The sequence below is a fragment of the Cryobacterium soli genome (assembly GCF_003611035.1).
In the GTDB taxonomy this organism is placed as follows: Bacteria; Actinomycetota; Actinomycetes; order Actinomycetales; family Microbacteriaceae; genus Cryobacterium; species Cryobacterium soli.
Map to the genome: position 1 here is coordinate 1,643,223 of NZ_CP030033.1, position 18,777 is coordinate 1,661,999.

Annotated in this window: 18 protein-coding genes; 7 read left to right on the forward strand and 11 right to left on the reverse strand. The window is 70.3% G+C overall.

Annotated elements, in window-relative coordinates; all coding sequences use genetic code 11:
• Window positions 1-377: 377 nt before the first annotated feature.
• Window positions 378-575, reverse strand: a complete 198-nt coding sequence (locus DOE79_RS07530) for a DUF3499 family protein (RefSeq protein ID WP_245977187.1) — start codon at window positions 573-575, stop codon at window positions 378-380.
• 227 nt (window positions 576-802) lie between these two features.
• Between DOE79_RS07530 and DOE79_RS07535 the strand changes: the two genes are divergently transcribed.
• From DOE79_RS07535 to DOE79_RS07545, 3 genes are all read left to right on the forward strand, one after another.
• On the forward strand, window positions 803-1,111 hold the full coding sequence (locus DOE79_RS07535; RefSeq protein ID WP_342767955.1) for a hypothetical protein: 309 nt from the start codon (window positions 803-805) through the stop codon (window positions 1,109-1,111).
• Between the two features lie 252 nt (window positions 1,112-1,363).
• Window positions 1,364-2,050: a hypothetical protein gene (locus DOE79_RS07540; RefSeq protein ID WP_120337955.1), complete on the forward strand. Its 687-nt coding sequence runs from the start codon at window positions 1,364-1,366 to the stop codon at window positions 2,048-2,050.
• 260 nt (window positions 2,051-2,310) lie between these two features.
• Window positions 2,311-3,894, forward strand: a complete 1,584-nt coding sequence (locus DOE79_RS07545) for a glycosyltransferase family 39 protein (protein ID WP_120337956.1) — start codon at window positions 2,311-2,313, stop codon at window positions 3,892-3,894.
• A gap of 16 nt (window positions 3,895-3,910) precedes the next feature.
• Here the strand turns inward: DOE79_RS07545 and DOE79_RS07550 are convergent, their stop codons facing one another.
• Window positions 3,911-5,323: a glycosyltransferase family 87 protein gene (locus DOE79_RS07550; RefSeq protein WP_120337957.1), complete on the reverse strand. Its 1,413-nt coding sequence runs from the start codon at window positions 5,321-5,323 to the stop codon at window positions 3,911-3,913.
• Between the two features lie 109 nt (window positions 5,324-5,432).
• Here DOE79_RS07550 and DOE79_RS07555 point away from each other — a divergent pair, with 109 nt between their 5' ends.
• Window positions 5,433-6,704, forward strand: a complete 1,272-nt coding sequence (locus DOE79_RS07555; protein ID WP_120337958.1) for a molybdopterin-dependent oxidoreductase — start codon at window positions 5,433-5,435, stop codon at window positions 6,702-6,704.
• Window positions 6,701-7,183, forward strand: coding sequence for a hypothetical protein (locus DOE79_RS07560; RefSeq protein WP_162942646.1), 483 nt, complete (start codon window positions 6,701-6,703; stop codon window positions 7,181-7,183). The genes DOE79_RS07555 and DOE79_RS07560 overlap by 4 nt, the downstream gene beginning before the upstream one ends.
• On the opposite strand, the gene DOE79_RS07565 is transcribed toward DOE79_RS07560, so the two are convergent.
• From DOE79_RS07565 to DOE79_RS07575, 3 genes are read right to left on the reverse strand one after another with little or no spacing between them, the layout of a single operon-like run.
• Window positions 7,132-7,824 (reverse strand): methyltransferase domain-containing protein, encoded by a 693-nt coding sequence (locus tag DOE79_RS07565; protein WP_120337960.1) that lies wholly within the window; start codon window positions 7,822-7,824, stop codon window positions 7,132-7,134. The genes DOE79_RS07560 and DOE79_RS07565 overlap by 52 nt on opposite strands.
• Entirely contained in the window at window positions 7,821-8,462 is a 642-nt protein-coding gene (locus DOE79_RS07570) for a TIGR04282 family arsenosugar biosynthesis glycosyltransferase (protein ID WP_120337961.1), read from the reverse strand. The genes DOE79_RS07565 and DOE79_RS07570 overlap by 4 nt, the downstream gene beginning before the upstream one ends.
• Window positions 8,459-9,127 carry a glycosyltransferase family 2 protein gene (locus DOE79_RS07575; protein ID WP_120337962.1) on the reverse strand — a complete coding sequence of 223 codons (669 nt, stop codon included), beginning with the start codon at window positions 9,125-9,127 and terminating at the stop codon, window positions 8,459-8,461. Before DOE79_RS07575 ends, DOE79_RS07570 begins: the two co-directional genes overlap by 4 nt.
• Window positions 9,128-9,246: 119 nt before the next feature.
• On the opposite strand from DOE79_RS07575, the gene DOE79_RS07580 reads away from it, so the two are divergent.
• Both DOE79_RS07580 and DOE79_RS07585 read left to right on the forward strand, forming a co-directional pair.
• On the forward strand, window positions 9,247-10,014 hold the full coding sequence (locus tag DOE79_RS07580) for a response regulator transcription factor (protein WP_245977189.1): 768 nt from the start codon (window positions 9,247-9,249) through the stop codon (window positions 10,012-10,014).
• The gene (locus tag DOE79_RS07585; protein WP_120337964.1) at window positions 10,011-11,162 is read left to right on the forward strand and encodes a sensor histidine kinase; all 1,152 of its coding nucleotides are present in this window, start codon (window positions 10,011-10,013) and stop codon (window positions 11,160-11,162) included. The genes DOE79_RS07580 and DOE79_RS07585 overlap by 4 nt, the downstream gene beginning before the upstream one ends.
• A gap of 30 nt (window positions 11,163-11,192) precedes the next feature.
• Here the strand turns inward: DOE79_RS07585 and DOE79_RS07590 are convergent, their stop codons facing one another.
• The 6 genes from DOE79_RS07590 to DOE79_RS20475 form a co-directional block, all read right to left on the reverse strand.
• Entirely contained in the window at window positions 11,193-12,287 is a 1,095-nt protein-coding gene (locus DOE79_RS07590; protein ID WP_245977190.1) for an NAD-dependent epimerase/dehydratase family protein, read from the reverse strand.
• 43 nt (window positions 12,288-12,330) lie between these two features.
• On the reverse strand, window positions 12,331-13,788 hold the full coding sequence (locus DOE79_RS07595) for a DUF5719 family protein (RefSeq protein WP_162942647.1): 1,458 nt from the start codon (window positions 13,786-13,788) through the stop codon (window positions 12,331-12,333).
• Window positions 13,778-16,945: a glycosyltransferase family 2 protein gene (locus tag DOE79_RS07600; RefSeq protein ID WP_120337966.1), complete on the reverse strand. Its 3,168-nt coding sequence runs from the start codon at window positions 16,943-16,945 to the stop codon at window positions 13,778-13,780. The genes DOE79_RS07595 and DOE79_RS07600 overlap by 11 nt, the downstream gene beginning before the upstream one ends.
• An 85-nt stretch (window positions 16,946-17,030) precedes the next feature.
• Window positions 17,031-17,366, reverse strand: a complete 336-nt coding sequence (locus tag DOE79_RS07605) for a WhiB family transcriptional regulator (protein ID WP_120337967.1) — start codon at window positions 17,364-17,366, stop codon at window positions 17,031-17,033.
• A gap of 144 nt (window positions 17,367-17,510) precedes the next feature.
• Window positions 17,511-18,476, reverse strand: a complete 966-nt coding sequence (gene galE / locus DOE79_RS07610) for a UDP-glucose 4-epimerase GalE (RefSeq protein ID WP_120337968.1) — start codon at window positions 18,474-18,476, stop codon at window positions 17,511-17,513.
• A gap of 72 nt (window positions 18,477-18,548) precedes the next feature.
• The gene (locus tag DOE79_RS20475; RefSeq protein WP_162942549.1) at window positions 18,549-18,692 is read right to left on the reverse strand and encodes a hypothetical protein; all 144 of its coding nucleotides are present in this window, start codon (window positions 18,690-18,692) and stop codon (window positions 18,549-18,551) included.
• Between the last annotated feature and the right edge of the window lie 85 nt (window positions 18,693-18,777).

Genomic DNA, 18,777 nt, shown 5'->3' on the forward strand with positions numbered 1-18,777 from the left:
GGCCTGAAAGGCTGTCGCTCCGGGGCAACTTTACGATCTTAGCGTCCGCGCTGATCCGTGTCAAATCAACTGAACGGCGTGTCCCGGGCAAACTAGTGCCTTAGAACGCTTCGTTCGATCAATTTGAGTGATCGTGCGAGGAGCTGGTTTCCGACCACAGCAACAGAAAACGTCTATGACGAGTTGTGTACTGAAGGTGGGAGGTGGTCCCGCTTGAGGCCGGAAGCTCTGCGGCTTTTCCGAACCTGTGGGGTGACGAGAGATGACATTACGGGGATTCGGGAGGCGGGGCAAATCACCCCAAACTCCCGGGCGTGTCACGCATGTCCGGCGCCCCCGAGCAGGCCGGAACCGGGGTGCCCACCGGGTGCCGCGAGCTAGTGCGGAGTGACCGGGCGGTCCTGCGCGACGACCCCCTCGTCCGTGAGGCGATGTCGGATCATCTGCCACCCCTGCGGCGGAGTGGTGAGGCGGGCATGCCTGTCACAGAGGTCGTAACTATGCGGCTCGTGCGTTCCGGCAAGAGGCCCGAGCACCGCCATCGAGTCGGCGTAGGAGAAGGTGAGGGTCGCCACGGCCTCATCACTACAAGAGATACGGGAGCACGCTCTGGCTGACATGGTGATTCAGGATACCGCCGATGGCCCGGAAGTAGACTGGGGACATGTCTCGTTCACGCCGCACAACCGTGCAGACTCCGACCCAGCGCGGTCGGGGGCGGGACCGTCACGGGCGCGGCATCCGCAGTTCTGCGACCGGGCCGTTTCTCCCGCCGCTACGGACGCGCATCGATACGTTCGACATGACGATCGCGTCAACCGTGGACTATCTACGGATGGTCTGGCCGGCGGAACTGTCGGATGTGACCTTCGAGGTTGCGCCCGGCCCCGTCGCCGTGATCGAGGGTGTCGGAGTGGAACGGTATGCGGTCGACGCACGCGCACGCCGCATCACGTTCTATCGGCTGCCCATTCAACGATTGAGCCGGTTGCACCGCAATGACGAGTTCCATCAGCGGATGGTCATCGAGAGCTGCGTGTTCCGCGGAGTGGCCGAGTTGCTCGGTAAGGACCCCTGGGACTTGGCGCCGGACCGCTTCCGTCGCTACTAGACCAAGGCTCTCCCCCGCACCTATAGAAGTCTTGACAGGCTCGACCAGCGTTGGGGCGCCACACACGCGCACGTCACCGGGTCTTGACAAGCTCGACCAGCGTTGGGGCGCGACACACACGCACGTCACGGGGTCTCGACGAGCGATCGCGGAAAAGTTTTTCAGATCGACCAAACCCTTTCTGTCAGGGGGCCGAACCACCTGCATACCAAGCAACACCCCGCAGGAACCCCCACAGCAAAGGAACACATCATGCGCAGCTTCACCAAGACCGCACTCGGACTGACCACCGCCGGCCTCCTCGTCGCCGGCCTCGCAGCCTGCTCCATGGACGAAGGCACGGCCTCGACGTCCTCCTCCAGCTCCTCCTCGAGCAGCAGCTCCGCCGAAGCCACCCCCACCCCGGTCGCCTCGATCCCCGCCCTCACCGGCGTCGACACCGCCGTCCTCCTGGACGCCGACTTCGCCGCAGCGCTCACCAGCCTCGGCCTGACGCCCGGCACCGTCGGCACCGCCACCCTCGAAGAAGGCAGCCTGCACTTCCCCATCACCGGCGGAAACGTGGACTACTACGACCCGGCCGAAGACTACCGCCCCTACGTCCAGGGCAACATCGAGCACGAAGGAAGCGGCTTCTCCCTCACCGCCGGCGACACCGTCGTCGAACTGACCAACTTCACCATCGACCCCGGCACCTCAGAACTCTTCGGAGACGTCACCGCCAACGGCGAATCCGCCGCCACCCAGGTCAAGCTCTTCGACCTCTACGGCGGAACCCTCAAGCCCCTCCAGATGGACGGCGACAACGCCATCCTCACCGGCACCACCGTGCACATCTCCGCCGACGCCGCCGGCCTGCTGAACACCACCTTCGGCACCGACGCCATCGCCGACCAACTCCTCGTCGGCATCGCCACCATCACCGTCAACACCAAGTAACACCCGCACTACCCCGCAACACACAAGAACGGCCGAGCCAACGCTCGGCCGTTCTTCTGCGTCACAACACGACCCACACGCACGTCGCGGGGTCTCGACACGCTCGACCGACGACACGGGAACGTGCGGGAGAGCGTGCCTTGCCGCACTGCCGGAGCCCCGCTCCGGGTAGATTCCCGGGAAGGTCGCCTACGCTCGAACGGGGGTCGTCGCGGCCACAAGCCCAATACGACCTGGCAGGAATCGGAGAGCGCACGACCATGGCCACTGCCCTTCCGTCCTCGCGTGCGCTACCCGCGCCGAACGGCCGCATCTCCGTGCGACAGACATGGCCTGATTCGCTGCTGATCGGCGCCTTCGGCACCCTTCTCACCCTCGCGTTCGCGTGGCAGCCGTCGCTCTGGTTCGATGAGGCCGCCACGGTCTCGGCCACCATGCGCAGCTGGCCCGAGCTCGGCCGGATGCTGCACAACGTCGACGCCGTGCACGGCCTGTACTACGCCGGCATGCACCTGTGGCTCGACCTGGTGGGCTACTCCCCGATCGCCCTGCGGCTGCCGAGCGCCGTCGCCGTCGGCGTCGCCGCGGCCCTGATCGTGCTGCTCGTGCGCACCCGGGCCGGCCGGGGCACCGCGGTGCTCGCCGGCGTGGCCTTCTGCCTGCTCCCCCGGGTCACCTGGATGGGCACGGAGGGTCGGTCCTATGCGCTCACGGCTGCCCTCGCGGTGGCTCTGACCCTGATTTTCCCGGCCGCCTGGCGGCGCGGACCCGCACCACGACGCATCCGTGCGCTCTGGTGGACTCTCTACGCGGTGGCCGCCATCGCCTGCACCCTCGTTTTCATCTACCTCGCGTTCCTCGTCGCCGCCCACGGCGCCACTGCACTGTGGACGGTCTGGGCCGGTCGCCGCCGCGACCGGGCGGTCCGGGCATCCTTCACCGGCTGGGCCATCGCCGCGGGCTCCGCCGCGATTCTCCTGCTGCCGTTCGCGTTGTCCGTTGTACGCCAGTCCGGTCAGGTGAGTTGGATCGCCCCGATCAGCTGGGGAACCTGGAACGGCGTTTTCGTGACGCAGTGGTTCTACCTGAACCCGCCCTTCGCCGTGGTCGGCTGGGTCCTGGTGGCGTTGGGCATCCTGTTCCTGATTCTCGCCGGCCGCCGCATCCGCAGCACGGGTGCCGGCGTGCCCCGCCTGCTGTCGGGCAACCCGTCGTTGCTCGCGATCGCGGTTCCGTGGCTGGCCGTGCCGACCATCGGCGTGATCGTCGCATCGCTGCTGGTCTCCCCGCTCTACTCCCCGCGCTATCTCACCTACTGCGCCCCGGCCGTGGCGATCCTGATCGGTGTGGCCCTTGACCGGCTGCGGCGGCGCTGGCTCGCCGTGACGGCGGTGCTGCTTCTGGCCGCGCTGGCCGCACCACAATACGTGGCCCAACGCCAGCCGGAGGCCAAGCAGAATTCCTCGTGGAGCGAGGTGGCCAGCCTCATCGAATCGGAGCGCGCCGCGCGCCCCGGCGAGAACGCCGCCATCGTCTACGGGCCGGTGCGGCAGCATCCGGCGGCGACAACCCGGGTGATCGCCTACTCCTACCCGGATGCATTCGCCGGGCTCCTCGACGTGAAGCTCAAGACGCCCGCGGCCGAGACCGGGCAGCTGTGGGAGACCCGGTACCCACTGGACGAGGTGACCGACCGGTTCGACGGCGTGGACGCCGTCTGGCTGGTCACGAGCAACAAGCAGGACTGGCGGCCGAGCGTCACCACCAAGCTCGCCGCGCTGGGGTACTCGCTCACCGAGGAGTGGGCGCTCACCGGTGTGAACGTGCTCCGCTACGAGCGCTGACCCGGCTTCCCGGCGTCTAATTCTCTGCCGGACGGTGCCGGTCGGGGTCCCTGGACCCGATGCGGGCGAGCGCGGCACGGCCACGCCCCAGTGCGCCCGGCCCGGCCCGGCGCACCGATACGACCACGATCACCAGGAGGGCCACGGCCAGGGAGACCCGGGTGACGGTGAGGGACGGGACCAGCAGGCGCAGGGTGAGGGCGAGCGGGATCGCCAGCCACTCCCACCGGCCGCTGAGCGCCACGAACGGCAATAGCAGCAGCGCGTACCAGGGGTAGCGGGGGCTGAGGATCAGCAAGGTGCCGCCGATCATCACGAGTTGGCCGAGCCACGGGCGCTCCGGGTCCGTCTTCCAGATCGTGAAGGCGGCCAGGCCGGCCAGCAGCACCGCGACGAGCACGATGCCGGCGCCGCCGGGGGCGATCAGGGATACCAGGGCGAACCTGGAGCCGTCTTCATATCCCTCCTCGCTGAGGTAGCCGGGCAGATAGCCGAGCACCGCGATCCCGGTGGAGAGCACATAGGGCACGTAGAGCAGGGCGAAGGTGGCCACGGCCGCCACGACGACCTTCCAGCCCTGCCGTTTGAGCATCGCCGGCGCCGCGATCACGGGGATCAGCTTGACCCCGATGGCCACACCGAGCATGATCCCGCCGCGCACGCGTTTGCCGCTGCTCACCCAGAACACGGCCGCGAGGGTGAAGGCGACACCGAGCAGGTCCACATGGGAATTGGTGATGCCCTCGGTCGCGACGAGCGGGCACCAGGCCCACAGAGCGGCGTGGCGCTGGTCGATACCGCGCCGGCGCATCCCGACCAGCAGCATCCCGGTGATGCCGAGACTGAGCAGCAGGCCGGTCAGCTGCAGCGGCCAGTAGGCGGCGTCGGCGCCGGCGACGGCGCGCACGGCCGCGAAGTAGATCTCCGCCGCGGGCGGATAGATGGTGGGCACCGTGGTGCGGTTCAGCGCGGAGCACAGCGGCTCGCCGGATTCCCGTTGCACGGTCGCGATGCGCTCGCCTGTGCAGACCAGGGCGCCATCGACCTCGGTGGGGGCGGGGTAGAGCCAGGTCGGCCGCAACTCGTCGAGCCGCTCGTCGGCGGGCACATAGGCGTAGGGAGAGATCCCGGCGTTCTGCACCACGCCGTCCCAGGCGTACCGGGCGGAGTCGGTGCTGGTGTTGGGCGGTCCGGCCATCGCGGCACCGCCGATCAGGAGCGACCCGGCCAGGACCAGTACCCCCACGGCGCGGCCGCGCACCCCGCGCAGGGCGATCAGCGCGGCGGCGAAGAGCAGCCAGAGCAGGGCGGTGCCGATCAGGAGCTCGGCGGTGTCCCGGTGCGGGCGGAACAGGTCGAATGACACCACCACGACCCCGGTGACGGCCGCGCTGACGGCCAGGAGAATCGAGACGACGGCAATACGCACCCTGCCATCCTCCCCGAGCGGGCACCGGGGTTCCGGCCGAACCGCGCCCCGTCATCGAACCGTAAGGATTGCATACACTGCCGCGAGCGACAAGGTGGTGGAATGGACTATGCGCCGATTGATGTACGAGGCCAGGGCTCAGCTCGCCTCTCCGGCGCGGACACCGCGGATGGCCACCGTGATCGGCCGGCTCCTCGGCCTGGCGTTCCTGCTCTGTTTCGGCACCGGCCTCTATAGCCATTTCCTGCAGCAGCCCCTGCCCTGGATGCGCTTCCCGACCCGGCCGACCGGGCTGTACCAGTGGACCCAGGGCACCCACATCATCGCGGGCATCGCTTGCTTCCCGCTGCTGCTGGCCAAGCTATACGTCGTGTTCCCGCAGCTGTTCCAGTACCCGCCGGTGAAATCGTTCGCCAACTTCCTCGAACGCGCGTCGATCGCGCTCTTCGTCGGCGCCTCCCTGGTTGAGATCACCATCGGCCTGCTGAACACGTACCAGTGGTACCCGTTCCCGTTCTCGTTCAAGCAGGTGCACTTCGCGCTCGCGTTCGTGATCATCGGGTCGCTCCTGGTGCACATCGGCGTGAAACTGCCCGTGATCGCGGCGCACTGGCGGGCCACGCCCGCGCCCGGCCCCGACGAACGGCACCCCGTCGACACCGGTGAGGACACCGCAGAGGACGCCCCGGCCGACGGCGACGACGGCCAGGGCCTGCCCCGCACCCGCGGCCTCACCGGTCGTCTGCTCGCCTACATCGACGCGACACCGCGGATGGCGCCCCGGACGAGCCGACGCGGCTTCCTGACCACCGTGGCCCTGGGCGTCGCCGCCGTGGTGGGTCTCACGGCCGGGCAGACCGTGGCGCCGCTGGACGGGGCGAATGTGTTCGGTCCGCGCAAGAAGGGCGTCGGCCCGCAGGGTGTCCCCGTCAACCGCACCTCCGCCCAGGCGAAGGTTGCCACCGCCGCCCTGGCCGCCGACTGGGTGCTGACCGTGGCCCACGGGGGCACCGAACGCAGCTTCAGCCGGGACGAACTGGCCGCCCTGCCGCAGACCGACGTCGACCTGCCCATCGCCTGCGTGGAGGGCTGGAGCCAGATGGCATCCTGGCGCGGCGTGCGCCTGCGCGACCTCGTCGACCAGGTCGGCGCCTCCCCCGACGCCGATTTCCGGATCATCAGCCTGGAGCAGCGCGGTGGGTTCAAGCAGACCGAGATGGGCCGGGAATATGTGCGTGATTCACTCACCCTCGTCGCCCTCGAGCTCAATGGCGGCATCCTCGACCTCGAGCACGGCTACCCCGCCCGCATGATCGCGCCCGGCCGACCGGGTGTGCTGCAGACCAAATGGCTCAGCCGGATCGAGGCGATCGACGCATGATGACGACAACCCCCGCCGTGTCGCAGCGGATGCGCGCCGCCCGCGTCGCCCTCATCGGCCTCGGAGTGCTCGGGCTCGCCTGGGGCGCCTATGTCCTGGTCGACACCGTCGCGGTGCAGCGGCTGCCCGGGGTGGCGCTGTGGATCGGCGCGGCCATCGTGCTGCACGACGCCGTGCTCTCCCCCCTGGTGTTCGGGCTTGGTGTGCTCACCCGTCGGGCGGGCCATCGGCTGGCCGGCGGCATCATCGTGACCGTCCAGGCCGCGATCGTGCTCGGCTCGCTGCTGAGCCTGATCGTCGTGCCGGCGATCATCGCCCAAAGCCTCGGCGCGAAGAACCCCACGGTGCTGCCGCTCGACTACGCCCTGAACCTAGGCGTGGCGTGGCTCGTGCTCGCGGCCGGCAGCATCGCGGTCTCGGTGTGGTTCTACGCACGCACCAGGCGGGCGAACCAACGTCCGTCGCTCTTCCAGTCCTGAACCACACGCAGTCCGGCCTCGCCGGCGCGGGCCCGGAGCGGACCGATGCCCACCTCGGCCCACGGGAAGACCGCACTGGTGCGACCCTGCGCGTCTTCGAGGGTGCCGTCGAACGCGTGGTCGCGTTCGGGATCGGCATGGACCTCGACGAGGACGGCGCCGTCGGACGAGATGAGTTCGCCGCAGCGGCCGAGCAGGGCGACGATGTCGCCGCCGATGCCGATGTTGCCGTCGAGCAACAGGGCGGTGCCCCAGTCACCCTCCCCCGGCAGAGCGGAGAAAACCGAACGCTCCAGCACGGTCAGGCCGGACTCGGCGGCGATGCGCACCGCCGTAGGCGACACATCGACGCCGATGGCGGCCAGGCCCTGCGCCAGCGCGGCGCGCACCATGCGCCCTGGGCCACACCCGATGTCGAGGACGGGACCGGCTGCCCCGGCGAGGAGTTGCATGTCGGTGTCGTCGGCTGCGGCGCTCCAGCGGCCCGCGTCCATGGTCGCCGCGGCGCGGCGCCGGCCGGTGGCGTGCCGGAGGTAGAGCACGGCCGATTCGTTCTCCAACGCGGCCGCGTACGGTTCGGCCCCACCCGACCCGAAGGTCGTGGCGCCGGGGACGAGCCGGCGGGGCGACAGCAGGGTCATCGGGTCGCTCCGCTCAGCTGCAAGGCGCCGAATCCGGCCAGGGTCTGCGCGAAGCTGCCGCGAGGGGACAGGGCCGCGACGGTGAACGCGTCCTCGATGTGGTCGACGTCGGTGAGGGTCGGCAGCATCCGCACCCGGAGACCGGCGGTACGGAGCCGTTGCAGCTGACGGGCGCCCGTGTCCGACCGGGACATCGGCACGCCCCGGATCAGGTCGCCGTCGGGAATGCGGAGCGCGAGCGCCCAGAAACCGCCGTCGGCGGCCGGACCGAACCACGCGTCGACGTCGTCGGGCCACGGCTGGAACACCGGGGCGAGCAGTTCGGCCGTGACCTGCGGGGTGTCCATGCCGATCAGCACCGCCGGCTCGGTGCACCCGTCGAAGATGGCGCCCAGACGCGCATCGAGGCCACCATCGACCTGCGGCACGACGTCGTATTCGGCCGCGGCTGCCGGCACGACGGTGCCGTCGAAGGCCAGCACACGGCGGGTGGCGGGCAGCGCTGCGACAGCGGCGAAGGTGTCGTCGAGGCTGGCGGCGGCCAACCGGGCCGCCTGCTCGAGACTGAGCGGAGGATGCAGTCGGGTCTTCACCCGGCCGGGCAGACATTCCTTGGCGATCACGATCAGAGTGGTCATTTGCGCGCCTCCTTCAGCAGTCTCGACATGTCGGCGACGGCCGTGAGGGTGCCGCGCACCGTTCCGGTCACCTTGCTGCGTCCCACGCGGGGGGCATACGAGGTGTCCACCTCGCGGATGCGCCAGTCCCGCGCCGCCGCCTTCAGGAAGACCTCGAGCGGATAGCCGCTGCGCCGGTCCTGCAGATCGAGGGCCAGGAGGTCTTCTCGTCGCGCGGCCCGCATGGGGCCCAAGTCGTAGATGTTCACACCTGTTATTCGGCGCAGTCGCCAAGAAAGAGTGGAATTGGCTATCCGGGCGTGGACCGGCCAGGATCCGGCCGTCGTCGGGCGCCGGCGTCCGAGCACCAGATCGGCCTCGCCGGCGGCCACCGGATCCACCACGAGGGGCAGGTCCTGCGGGTCCATCGACGCGTCAGCGTCGCAAAAGGCCACGATGGGCGCGGTCGCGTGCAGCAGCCCGGCGTGTGCCGCTGCCCCGAACCCGCGGCGCGCCTCGTGCACGACGACGGCGCCGGCCTCCTCGGCGATGCGAGCGGAATCATCCGTGGACCCGTTGTCCACCACGATGGCGCGGTATCCCTCCGGCAGCCGGGCCAGCAGCCACGGCAACGCGCCCGCTTCGTTCAGGCAGGGCATAACCACGTCGACCCGAATCTCACTCATTATTCGACCCTATGTCGGGGGGTCCGCGCGACACTCCGCGCAAACGTTACGGAGTAGGGAAGGATTGCCGCCGCGCCGGATGTGCTGTGTGTCCCCCGTGCACCGTTTATCCTTCAGAGGTGACTCCACCGCCCCCGACGGGACCACCCCGTGCCGACACCGAACGCCGCATCCTGGTCATCGACGACGACCCGACGGTGTCCGAGATCGTCTGCCGGTACCTGGTCGCCGCCGGTTTCGCTGTCGAGCAGGCTCCGGACGGCCAGGCCGGGCTCACCCAGGCGGCCGCGCAGCGGCCCGATCTGGTTGTGCTCGACCGGATGCTGCCCCTGCTCGACGGCATCGAGGTGTGTATGCGGATCAAAGCGGCCTGGGACACCCCGGTGATCATGCTCACGGCGCTCGATCAGGAGGAGGACCGGATCGACGGGCTGGAGGCCGGCGCCGACGACTACCTCGCCAAGCCGTTCTCCCCCCGCGAGCTGGTGTTGCGGGTGCAATCGGTGCTCCGGCGCACCGTGCCGGAACCCGTGCACGACGGCGCCGTCGATGCGGGCCCGTTCACGCTGGACCTCGCGGCGCACGAGGTGCGGTTGAACGGTGATCCCCTGGTACTCACGGCCCGGGAGTTCGACCTTCTCGCGTACCTGATCGGGCATCCGCACCGGGCGTTGAGCCGGGAGGATCTGTTGAAGTCGGTGTGGGGCTGGGACTTCGGCGATCTGTCCACGGTGACCGTGCACGTGCGGCGCCTCCGGGAGAAGATCGAGGCCGATCCCACCCAGCCCACCCTGTTGAACACGGTCTGGGGCGTCGGGTACAGGTTCGACCCCGAGCCGCTGGTCGCCGCGCACGCCGATGACCGGGATGCCGGGGCGCGGCGATGACCCCATACGGGCTGGTGAGCGTGGTCGTCATCGCCCTCGCGACGGCCGTCATCGTCGGGGCGGCGGGCCTGATCATCCTGCGGCTGCTGGCGCGGTACTCCCTGGTTCTGCAGTTGCTCGTGGTGGCCCTGGCTACGGTGGTGTCAGTCGTCAGCGGGATGGCTGCCGCCGCATCGCTCATGTATGTCTCCGCTCACGACCTGACGGTGTTCTACTTCGTGGCCGCCGCCGCTGGCAGTGTGTCGCTGGCCATGGCCGGGCTCCTCGGGCGCTGGATCGTGCGCGACAGCCAGTACCTCACGCTCGCGGCGGCCAGCCTGGGCCGCGGTGAACCCGTCGCGTCCGCGGAGCGGCACAGCAACAACGAATTCGCGGCGCTGGCGGGCCAACTCGCCGCGACCGGGGAGCGGCTGCAGGAGTCCAGGGACCGGGAAGGCCGCATCGAGGCGTCCCGCCGGGAACTGGTCGCCTGGATCTCGCACGACCTGCGCACCCCGCTGGCCGGCATCCGGGCCATGGCCGAGGCCCTCGAAGACGACATGGTCGAGGACCCGTCCCGGTACTACGGCCGGATCCGCAGCCAGGTGGACCGGCTGAACGGCATGGTCGACGATCTCTTCGAGCTCTCCAGGATCCAGACCGGCACGCTGCGCCTGACCCTGGAGACCGTTGCGCTGTACGACCTGATCAGTGACACCGTCGCCGACCTCGGGCCGGTCGCGAGGGCGAAGTCGCTCGACCTGCGCTTCGAGGGAGCCATGGGCCTGTCGATCCTCGCCGACCCCCGCGAGATGTCCCGCGCGGTGGGCAACCTGGTGATGAACGCGGTGCAGCAGTCGGCGCCAGGCAGCGCCATCGTGGTCGCGGTCACCGAGCACGGCGACGGCCGGGCCGCCATCTCGGTGCAGGATGCCGCGGGCGGGATCGACCCCGCCGACCTGCCCCGGGTGTTCGATGCCGGCTGGCGCGGCAGCGAACCGCGCACGCCCGACGCCGACCTGGTGCACGTGGGCCGAGCCGGCCTCGGCCTGGCGATCGTCGCGGGAATCGTGGCGGCACACCACGGTGAGGTCACCGTGCGGAACATCCCCAATGGATGCCGCTTCGACGTCCTGCTCCCCCGGCACCTCGAGGCCGTCGGGGCCTGATCGCCGCAGCGCTTCCGGAGCGACCGCCGGTCAGAGCACCGCGGCGCGCAGGGGCGCCGTGGCGAACTCACGCATGCCGTCCTCGAAGCTCACCGAGGGTTCCCAGCCCAGCTCGTCGCGCAGCCGCTGGGACGACGCGGTGATGTGCCGCACATCGCCCAGCCGATATTCGCCCGTGACGACCGGGGCGGGTCCGTTCGCGGCCACGCTGAGAGCACCGGCCATGTCGCCGATGGTGTGCACGATGCCGCTGCCCACGTTGAAGGCCCGGAAGGCGCCGGCTGTGGCGGGGCCGGTCCACTCGATGGCGGCGAGATTGGCCGACGCGATGTCCCGCACGTGCACGAAGTCCCGGCGCTGGCGGCCGTCCTCGAACACCGTGGGGGCCTCGCCGCGTTGCAGCGCCGACCGGAAGAGCGATGCGACGCCCGCGTAGGGCGTGTTCTGCGGCATCCCGGGTCCGTAGACGTTGTGATAGCGCAGGGCGACAGCGCGTCCGCCGGTGCTGCGACTCCACGTCGTCGCGAGGTACTCCTGGCCCAGCTTGCTGCTCGCGTACACATTGCGAGGGTCGAGCGGGTCGTCCTCGCCGACCAGGAGCGGCTCGAGCGGCTCGCCGGTCTCCGGGTCGAGCGGGTCGAAGATTCCGGCGTCGAGGTCGGCGGCGCGCCGGGGTCCCGGCCGGGTGAAGCCCGCGGAGCCGCGGTAGCTGCCCTCCCCGTAGACGACCATCGACGACGCGAGAACCAGGCGGTCGATACCGGCGGCGGCCATGCCGGCGAGCAGGACGGCGGTGCCCACCTCGTTGCTGTGCACGTAGTCGGGAGCGTCGGAGAAGTCCACCCCCAGACCCACCTTCGCGGCCTGATGGCACACCACGTCGATGCCGGCGAGAGCGTGCGCGACCACGCCGGGGTCGGTGACGTCGCCGACCAGGAACTGGATCCGCGGGTCGGGCGTCGGCAGTCCGCCGTGCACGTCGCTGCGGAGGGAGTCGAGCACCCGCACGCGCCAGCCGCGGCCGAGCGCGGCCTCGACGACTGCCTGGCCGATGAAGCCGGCGCCGCCGGTCACGAGCAGGTGCGGTCCGGCGGCGGCCGGGATCACTGCGGTGGTGTCGGTCACGACGGGCTCCTTCGGAGGGTGGGACACAGCGGTGCCCTCTGGGTCAGTGCGAGTAGACCGTTATGGCCGTGGCCATCGGCCCGATCGGGCTCAGTGCGTAGGCGGAGGACTGCCCATCGCCCGAATATCCGACCGTGGCCGCGATACCCGTTCCGCCCTCGACCAGGTAGCGGGCGGATGCCTCGACCGGCACGACGACGGACTGCCCCGCCGATACGGACAGCTCGGTGGCGGGCCCGCTCTCGGGGGTGAGGGTGAGCGCGATCTCCCTGCCGGTGGCGTTGGCCAGGTGCAGGGTCGGGGACGGCCCGGCGGCGACGGCGACCAGGAAGTCGCTGTCCTGGGTGGCGGCGGCGGACGACCAGGTGAAGTCGGGGCTGATGGTGCCGCTGGTTGTCGTGACGACCCCGGCGACGACAGGCTGGTCGGCGCTCAGGCGCACCGTGTAGTTGCCCGCTCCCACACCGCTGAGCGGCACCTCGGTGGCGACACCGGCCTGGATGTCCACCTCGAGCGATGTGCCGGTGGAGGAGCCGTCCTCGCTCTGCACCCCGACGCTGACCGTGGCCGGGGTGCTGCCGGGCACGAGGATGCGTACCGACGGGGTGTCCTCGGACACGGCGCCGGCGTCGACCGAGGTGTCGGCGGCCTGCTGTTGGCCCACCACCACACCGGGGATGATCTGGGTGGTCGACGGTACTGTCGTCGGTCCGGCCAGCTCGACACCGCCGGGCTGGATACCACGCACCACGCTCTGCTGGAGCGCCGCGGCGACCTGGCCGCCGGTGGCCTGCACGCGCACGACGGGTGAGCGCAGGTTGGGGGCCAGGCCCGCGAGGGACACGATGCGTTGCGCGCCCGGCTGAACCAGGATCCCGGTGGAACCGGGGGCTTCGACGAGGCCCGCCTCGCCGTAAACCGTGAGGTTGACGGAGGCGACGACGGTGGTCGGGTTGCTGAGCAGCACCAGGCTGGTGCGGCCGACATCTGTGGACCCGCTGACCAGCCACGAGTCGCTGGACGCCTCGGTGCACGCGGCGACGGCGAGGCCGCCGACGGTCTCGCTCGCGACGTTCTGGGACTGCGCGCCGGCGACCAGCGGGGCCTCGGTGGCGCCGGTCTCGACGGGAACGCTGAGCGCCAGCGGCCCGCCGTCCCGGTCGCTCGCGGTGTTGTCGGGGGCCACGAGCTCGCCGCGCTCCACGGACAGCTCGCTCGACCCCGCACCGGGCGTGCGGGCCGCGTAGACCGTGTCGAACTGGCCCACCGAGGTGGCGGCTTCGGCTTGGCTGGAGTCTTCGGCCAGGGTGAGGAGCGGCCCGGGACAGACCCGGACCTGGTCGCTGGCCACCGGGGTCACCAGGGTCGACGGCGGCGCGTCGGCAAAACTCGGCCAGGGCACCAGGGCGGCGCCACCCACGGCCACGATCACGCCGGCGATGCCGACCAGGCCTGCGGCGACTCGCACGCCGATGATGGCCACTCTGCGCTTAGTGGCCATGGTCTGCATCCTTCGGGCTGGTGCTGTCGGTGCTGGTGCTGGTGTCGGTACCGCTGTCGGTACCGCTGTCCGTGCCGCCGGTGCCGGGGGTCGCGGCGTCGGGGCTGCTGCCGCGCTCGACCGTGGGGCCGGTGTCGCCGGGGCTCGCCGTTCCGGCGTTCTCCGGCACGGCGCTCTCCGGCACGGCGTTCTCCGCCAGGGCGGTTCCGCGCACGCGCCGGCCCGTCGGCCGTTTCGACCGCGGAAGGCGCGGCGGCTTCGGCGCGCGAGGCGCACGGGTGGGCTTGACCGGCTTGCTCAGCCGGGATGCACGCCGTACGGCGTCACGGTGGGCCTGACGCACGGCCTCACGGCCGGCTCCGGTCGGCACCGACAGCAGCACGGTCGCGCCGATGACCACCAGGGCGATGAGCCCGGTGATGAATCCGAAGGCCCCGCCGGCATCGGCCGGGATGGTGCCGTTGACGGCGCCGTCGGTCGGGGCGTCGGAGCGCCACAGTTGACCGAATACGGTGTCGCCCACCGGGGACAGGGCGGCGTTGCCGTCGAGCGAGGTGACGGTGCGGGCCGTGGTGTCCGCGGCCGTCTGGGTGACGGAAGCCGGCTCACCCCACGAGGCTGGCACGGTGGCCGGCGGCCGGAGCAGCACAAAACGGATGCCGAATTTCGCCAGGTCGGCGGTGGCGTCCAGTCCGCTGCGGGAGGCCAGGTTTCCCGCCAGAGTGGCAAGTTCGGTCTGCTCCGCGGTGAGACTCGTCGCCGTGCTGTTCACGGTGGCCTGCACATCGAGGGTGTCCCCGGTCCCACGCACGATGGTCGCGAGGATGCCGCCATCCGGTTGGGCGACGATCTGCAGGGTACCCACCCGTGGGTCGACCGCGGCCTCGGCGGTGACGAAGGCCGGTTGGATTCGGCCGATGCCCTCCTGCACTGCAGAGGTGCCGAGCGGGATCGCGCCGGCGAGCGGCAGGGCCACGACGGCCAGTGCCACCGCCGCCACGGCGAGGGGCGCCACGGCAGCCCGGTGCAACCCGCGCGCGGTGAAGACGACGGCGCCGACGAGGCCGAGCCAATACAGGCTGAGCCCGGCTCCCGGCCAGATGCCCACGGCCTGACCGCCCAGCGAGGCGACCGACAGCGACCCGGCCAGGATAGCCGTGAGAAGCCCCAGGAGGGCGGTGAGCAGGGCGAACGCCGCTCCACGGGCCCCGGGCAACAGCAGGGACACGAGCGCCAGGACGGCGATCGGGATCAACAGAAGCGGAACCAGGTAGCCCGCCACGGAGGCGTCGGCGCCCCAGGTCGGCAGCAGCTGGGTCCAGCCGCCGAAGTCGCCGGAGGGGAAGCCGAGGATGAACTGCCAGACCGGCACGGTCGCGGTGGGCACCGGGACGCCCGGATCGGCCAGCAGGGCCAACCAGTTGCCGCGCAGGGCCTGGTTCCAGATCAGCGGGATGGCCAGCGCAAGCGCCGGCAACGGGATGCCGATGAACCGCATCACGCTGCGCCCGCTGACGAGCACGCAGAGCAACCAGCCCACCAGCAGGGCGGGCGCCAGCGATGGGGCGCAGGCGACGATCGCGGCGAAGAGGAGGGCGGCCGAGCCAGAGGCCGACCAGGACCGGGCGGCGGCGAACGCGGCGAAGAACAACCAGGGCAGCAGCAGGTGCACGATGATCGCGGCGGGACGTCCGGCCGCAATGGCCGTGAGGAAAGCCGGCGACAGCGCCCAGAGGGCGGCGGCGATGGCCCGGATCGCACCACGGTGGGTGAGCCGGGTGGCGGCCATCCACGCGCCCACCGCGGCCAACGGCAGGGCCAACAGGTACAGCAGCACGAGCGAGAACGACGGCGACCAGAAGGTGAGGGTGCCCAGGATCGCGAGAACCACGGCGAACGGGTCGCCCCCGCCGACGAACCCCAGGCCGATGTCGCGCCAGCCGTAGCCGACGTTCGACCACAGTCCGCCGACCGTGGCGGACAACGGCAGCAGGCCCGCTCCGGTGAGGGATTGGGCCCCGATCAGGGAGGCGAGCATCGCGACGCCGACAGCGGCGGCCGCGAGGGCGGTCCAGGCACCGCCGCCGGAGAAGAACCGGATCTCCGGCCGGTCGCCACGCGCTCCGGTGAGGGCGGCCTCCCTGGTCAGCGCGTGCCGGCGTCGCACCTCGGCGGCCGACACCCGGAGGGACGAGATGGCGGACCAGCCGAGCGTCCGGGTCGCGGCGAGACGGCGCCGGGCCGTGCGCACGCGCCCGCCCTGGAACGCGGCGGCGAACGCGGCGGAGAACTCGCCCAGAATGGCCCCCGGCTCCTTACGGAGCAGGTCGCCGATGGAGCGGAGGAAAGCCAGGGGGATGAGGGAGAGCCAGTGCACGGGCAGCGCCCAGGCCGGGGCGTAGACCAGCCGCCTGTGCAGCTGGGCGGCGCGTTCGGCGCGCACCCGGCGGCGTCTGGCGCTTCCGCGGGACGAGCCGTCCGGACCGGCGACGCCGTCACCGGCAGAGCTGACCCGCGCGGCGGCGACGACGGATACCCGGAACCCGGCGAGACGTACGCGCACACAGAAGTCGAGAGAGTCATCGACGACGGGCAGGGCGGGATCGAAGCCGCCGAGCTGGTTCCACACCGTGTGCCGCACCAGCATGCCGCCGGCGCTGACCGCCAGCACATCGCTCATGCCGTCGTGCTGTTCCTGGTCGAGTTCGCTCTCGACGAGAGTCACCGTGGCGCCGTACGGGGTCATCGACTCGCCGAAGTCGTGGATGTAGTCGTCGGCGACCCACTCCATGATCTTCGGTCCGGCCACGGCCACGGAGGGTGCGATCTCGAGTTCCCCGACGAGATGCTGCAGGGCACCGGGTTCGGGGGCGCTGTCCTGGGCGAGCAGCCAGAGGAATTCGTGGTCGCCGGCGGGGTCGCCGATCACGCGCAGGGCGGCGTTGATCGCCGCACCGAACGAGAGCGACGTATCCGCGGAGATGAAGTGCGTGGGTCCGAAGGCAGCGAGCAGCTCGGAGGTTGCATCGCTCGAACCGCAGTCGACCGCCACGACGGTGTCCGGCTGACGGGTCTGCTGGCGGAGTGCCTCGAGAGTTCGCTCGAGGTGCGAGGCGCCGTTGCGGGCGACGATGATGGCGGTGACTCTGGCTTGCATATCCCGCCCAGCCTAGGTCGGATATCCGGTGAGAGTGCTCAACCGGTCAGGCGCGCCCTGAAACCGGCCGCCGTTGCGGTTCAGATCAGCCCGCGCGCTTGCGCAGTTTGCGCCGCTCGCGCTCGGACAGCCCGCCCCAGATTCCGAAGCGTTCGTCATTGGCGAGGGCGTACTGCAGGCACTGCGGACGGACCTCGCAGGAGGCGCAGATCTTCTTCGCGTCCCGGGTGGATCCACCCTTCTCAGGGAAGAAGGCCTCAGGGTCGGTCTGGGCGCAGAGCGAGTCGGACTGCCAACCCAGCGGGTTGTCGTCGGCACCCTCGGCGATCGCCGGTTCCTTGCGGACCCCGGGCACGCCGAGGCGTACGGGATCGACGAACCAGTCCTCTGGAACCCCGGAACGATACTCGGACAACGTCATATCGCCTCCACCCATCAGCTCATGCACGTTTTCGCGCTAGAACTAATTACACCGGTGTAGTTCGCTTCCGTCAAGTCGCAGATCGTAAACCCTCAATACGGGCTGGAGGGTTCAGACTCGCCCACACTGCCCGAATCGTGTTGTTCAGACGGAGGATGCCTGCCGAGCTTCCCAGGCGCTCTGCACCATCTCCTGCAGGCTGTGCCGCATCTTCCAGTCGAGGTCCCTGGCCGCGAGCTCGCCGGACGCCACGATGCGGTCGGGGTCGCCCGTGCGGCGCGGTCCGATCTCCGGGGTGAACGGGATGCCTGTGACGGAGGCCACCGTGCTCATGATCTCCCCGACGGAGACGCCGGCGCCGCTGCCGAGGTTGTAGACGGGGGCGATGCTCTCGCCCGCGTCGAGGCGGCGGGCGGCGGCGACGTGCGAGATGGCCAGGTCGGCCACGTGGATGTAGTCGCGCACGCAGGTGCCGTCGGCGGTCTGGTAGTCGTTGCCGTTGATCCGCGGGGTGCGCCCGTCGACCAGGGCCTCGAACACCATCGGGAACAGGTTGTGCGGGCTGGTGTCGCGAAGCTCCGGAATGCCCGAGCCGACGACGTTGAAGTAACGCAACGAGGTGTGGAGGAGCCCGGCGGCAACGGCCTGGTCGCGCAGCAGCCACTCGCCGATGAGCTTCGATTCGCCGTAGGGCGATTCGGGGCTCTTGGCGGTGTCCTCGGTCACCAGATCGGTGAACGGCGTGCCGTAGACGGCCGCGCTCGAGGAGAACACGATGCGGTTCACGCCGGCATCCTGCATGGCGGCCAGCAGCAGCGCGGTCGCCGTGACGTTCTGCTCGTAGGTGTGCAGCGGGCGGGTCACCGAGACGCCGGCGTACTTGAAGCCCGCAACGTGCACCACGCCATCGATGGTGTGCTCGGCGAAGGTCCTGGCCAGCAGCGCGGTGTCGAGCAGTGTTCCCTGCACGAATGGCACCCCGGCCGGAACGAATTCAGCGTGCCCGCTGGACAGGTCGTCGAGGACGACGACCTCGATGCCCTCGGCCAGGAACGCGCGAACGACGTGGGAGCCGATATAGCCGGCCCCTCCGGTAACAAGCCAAGCCATGTGGTGCCCCTGCGCTCTTTCGCAGCAGCCGTGCGCTGCCGTTCACACCACACTATCGGTCGAGCGGGAGCACTACAGGTCGCGTGGGAACGTCTCGGGAAGCCGGTTGCGCCGGGTCACCTCGACATCACCGTAACCGTCGGAGCGGAGGGCGGCCACGCCCGCCGCCACGGCCCATACGAGGAGGGCCAGCAGGATACTCAGAAACAGGATCATGGCACTAACGCTAGGTCTTGCGACTTTCTGCCACGAGTGGCAGAGTTGCCGACTACCGACACATTCCTGCCACTCGTTGAAGGAC

Bases quoted from the DNA above. Each gene is read 5' to 3' on its own strand.
- DOE79_RS07585 (WP_120337964.1), top strand. From the start codon at position 10,011: ATGACCCCATACGGGCTGGTGAGCGTGGTCGTCATCGCCCTCGCGACG.
- DOE79_RS07605 (WP_120337967.1), bottom strand. From the start codon at position 17,366: ATGACGTTGTCCGAGTATCGTTCCGGGGTTCCAGAGGACTGGTTCGTC.
- DOE79_RS20475 (WP_162942549.1), bottom strand. From the start codon at position 18,692: ATGATCCTGTTTCTGAGTATCCTGCTGGCCCTCCTCGTATGGGCCGTG.
- DOE79_RS07565 (WP_120337960.1), bottom strand. From the start codon at position 7,824: ATGACCCTGCTGTCGCCCCGCCGGCTCGTCCCCGGCGCCACGACCTTC.
- DOE79_RS07575 (WP_120337962.1), bottom strand. From the start codon at position 9,127: ATGAGTGAGATTCGGGTCGACGTGGTTATGCCCTGCCTGAACGAAGCG.
- DOE79_RS07560 (WP_162942646.1), top strand. From the start codon at position 6,701: ATGATGACGACAACCCCCGCCGTGTCGCAGCGGATGCGCGCCGCCCGC.
- galE (WP_120337968.1), bottom strand. From the start codon at position 18,476: ATGGCTTGGCTTGTTACCGGAGGGGCCGGCTATATCGGCTCCCACGTC.
- DOE79_RS07555 (WP_120337958.1), top strand. From the start codon at position 5,433: ATGCGCCGATTGATGTACGAGGCCAGGGCTCAGCTCGCCTCTCCGGCG.
- DOE79_RS07545 (WP_120337956.1), top strand. From the start codon at position 2,311: ATGGCCACTGCCCTTCCGTCCTCGCGTGCGCTACCCGCGCCGAACGGC.
- DOE79_RS07600 (WP_120337966.1), bottom strand. From the start codon at position 16,945: ATGCAAGCCAGAGTCACCGCCATCATCGTCGCCCGCAACGGCGCCTCG.
- DOE79_RS07595 (WP_162942647.1), bottom strand. From the start codon at position 13,788: ATGGCCACTAAGCGCAGAGTGGCCATCATCGGCGTGCGAGTCGCCGCA.
- DOE79_RS07540 (WP_120337955.1), top strand. From the start codon at position 1,364: ATGCGCAGCTTCACCAAGACCGCACTCGGACTGACCACCGCCGGCCTC.
- DOE79_RS07535 (WP_342767955.1), top strand. From the start codon at position 803: ATGACGATCGCGTCAACCGTGGACTATCTACGGATGGTCTGGCCGGCG.
- DOE79_RS07570 (WP_120337961.1), bottom strand. From the start codon at position 8,462: ATGACCACTCTGATCGTGATCGCCAAGGAATGTCTGCCCGGCCGGGTG.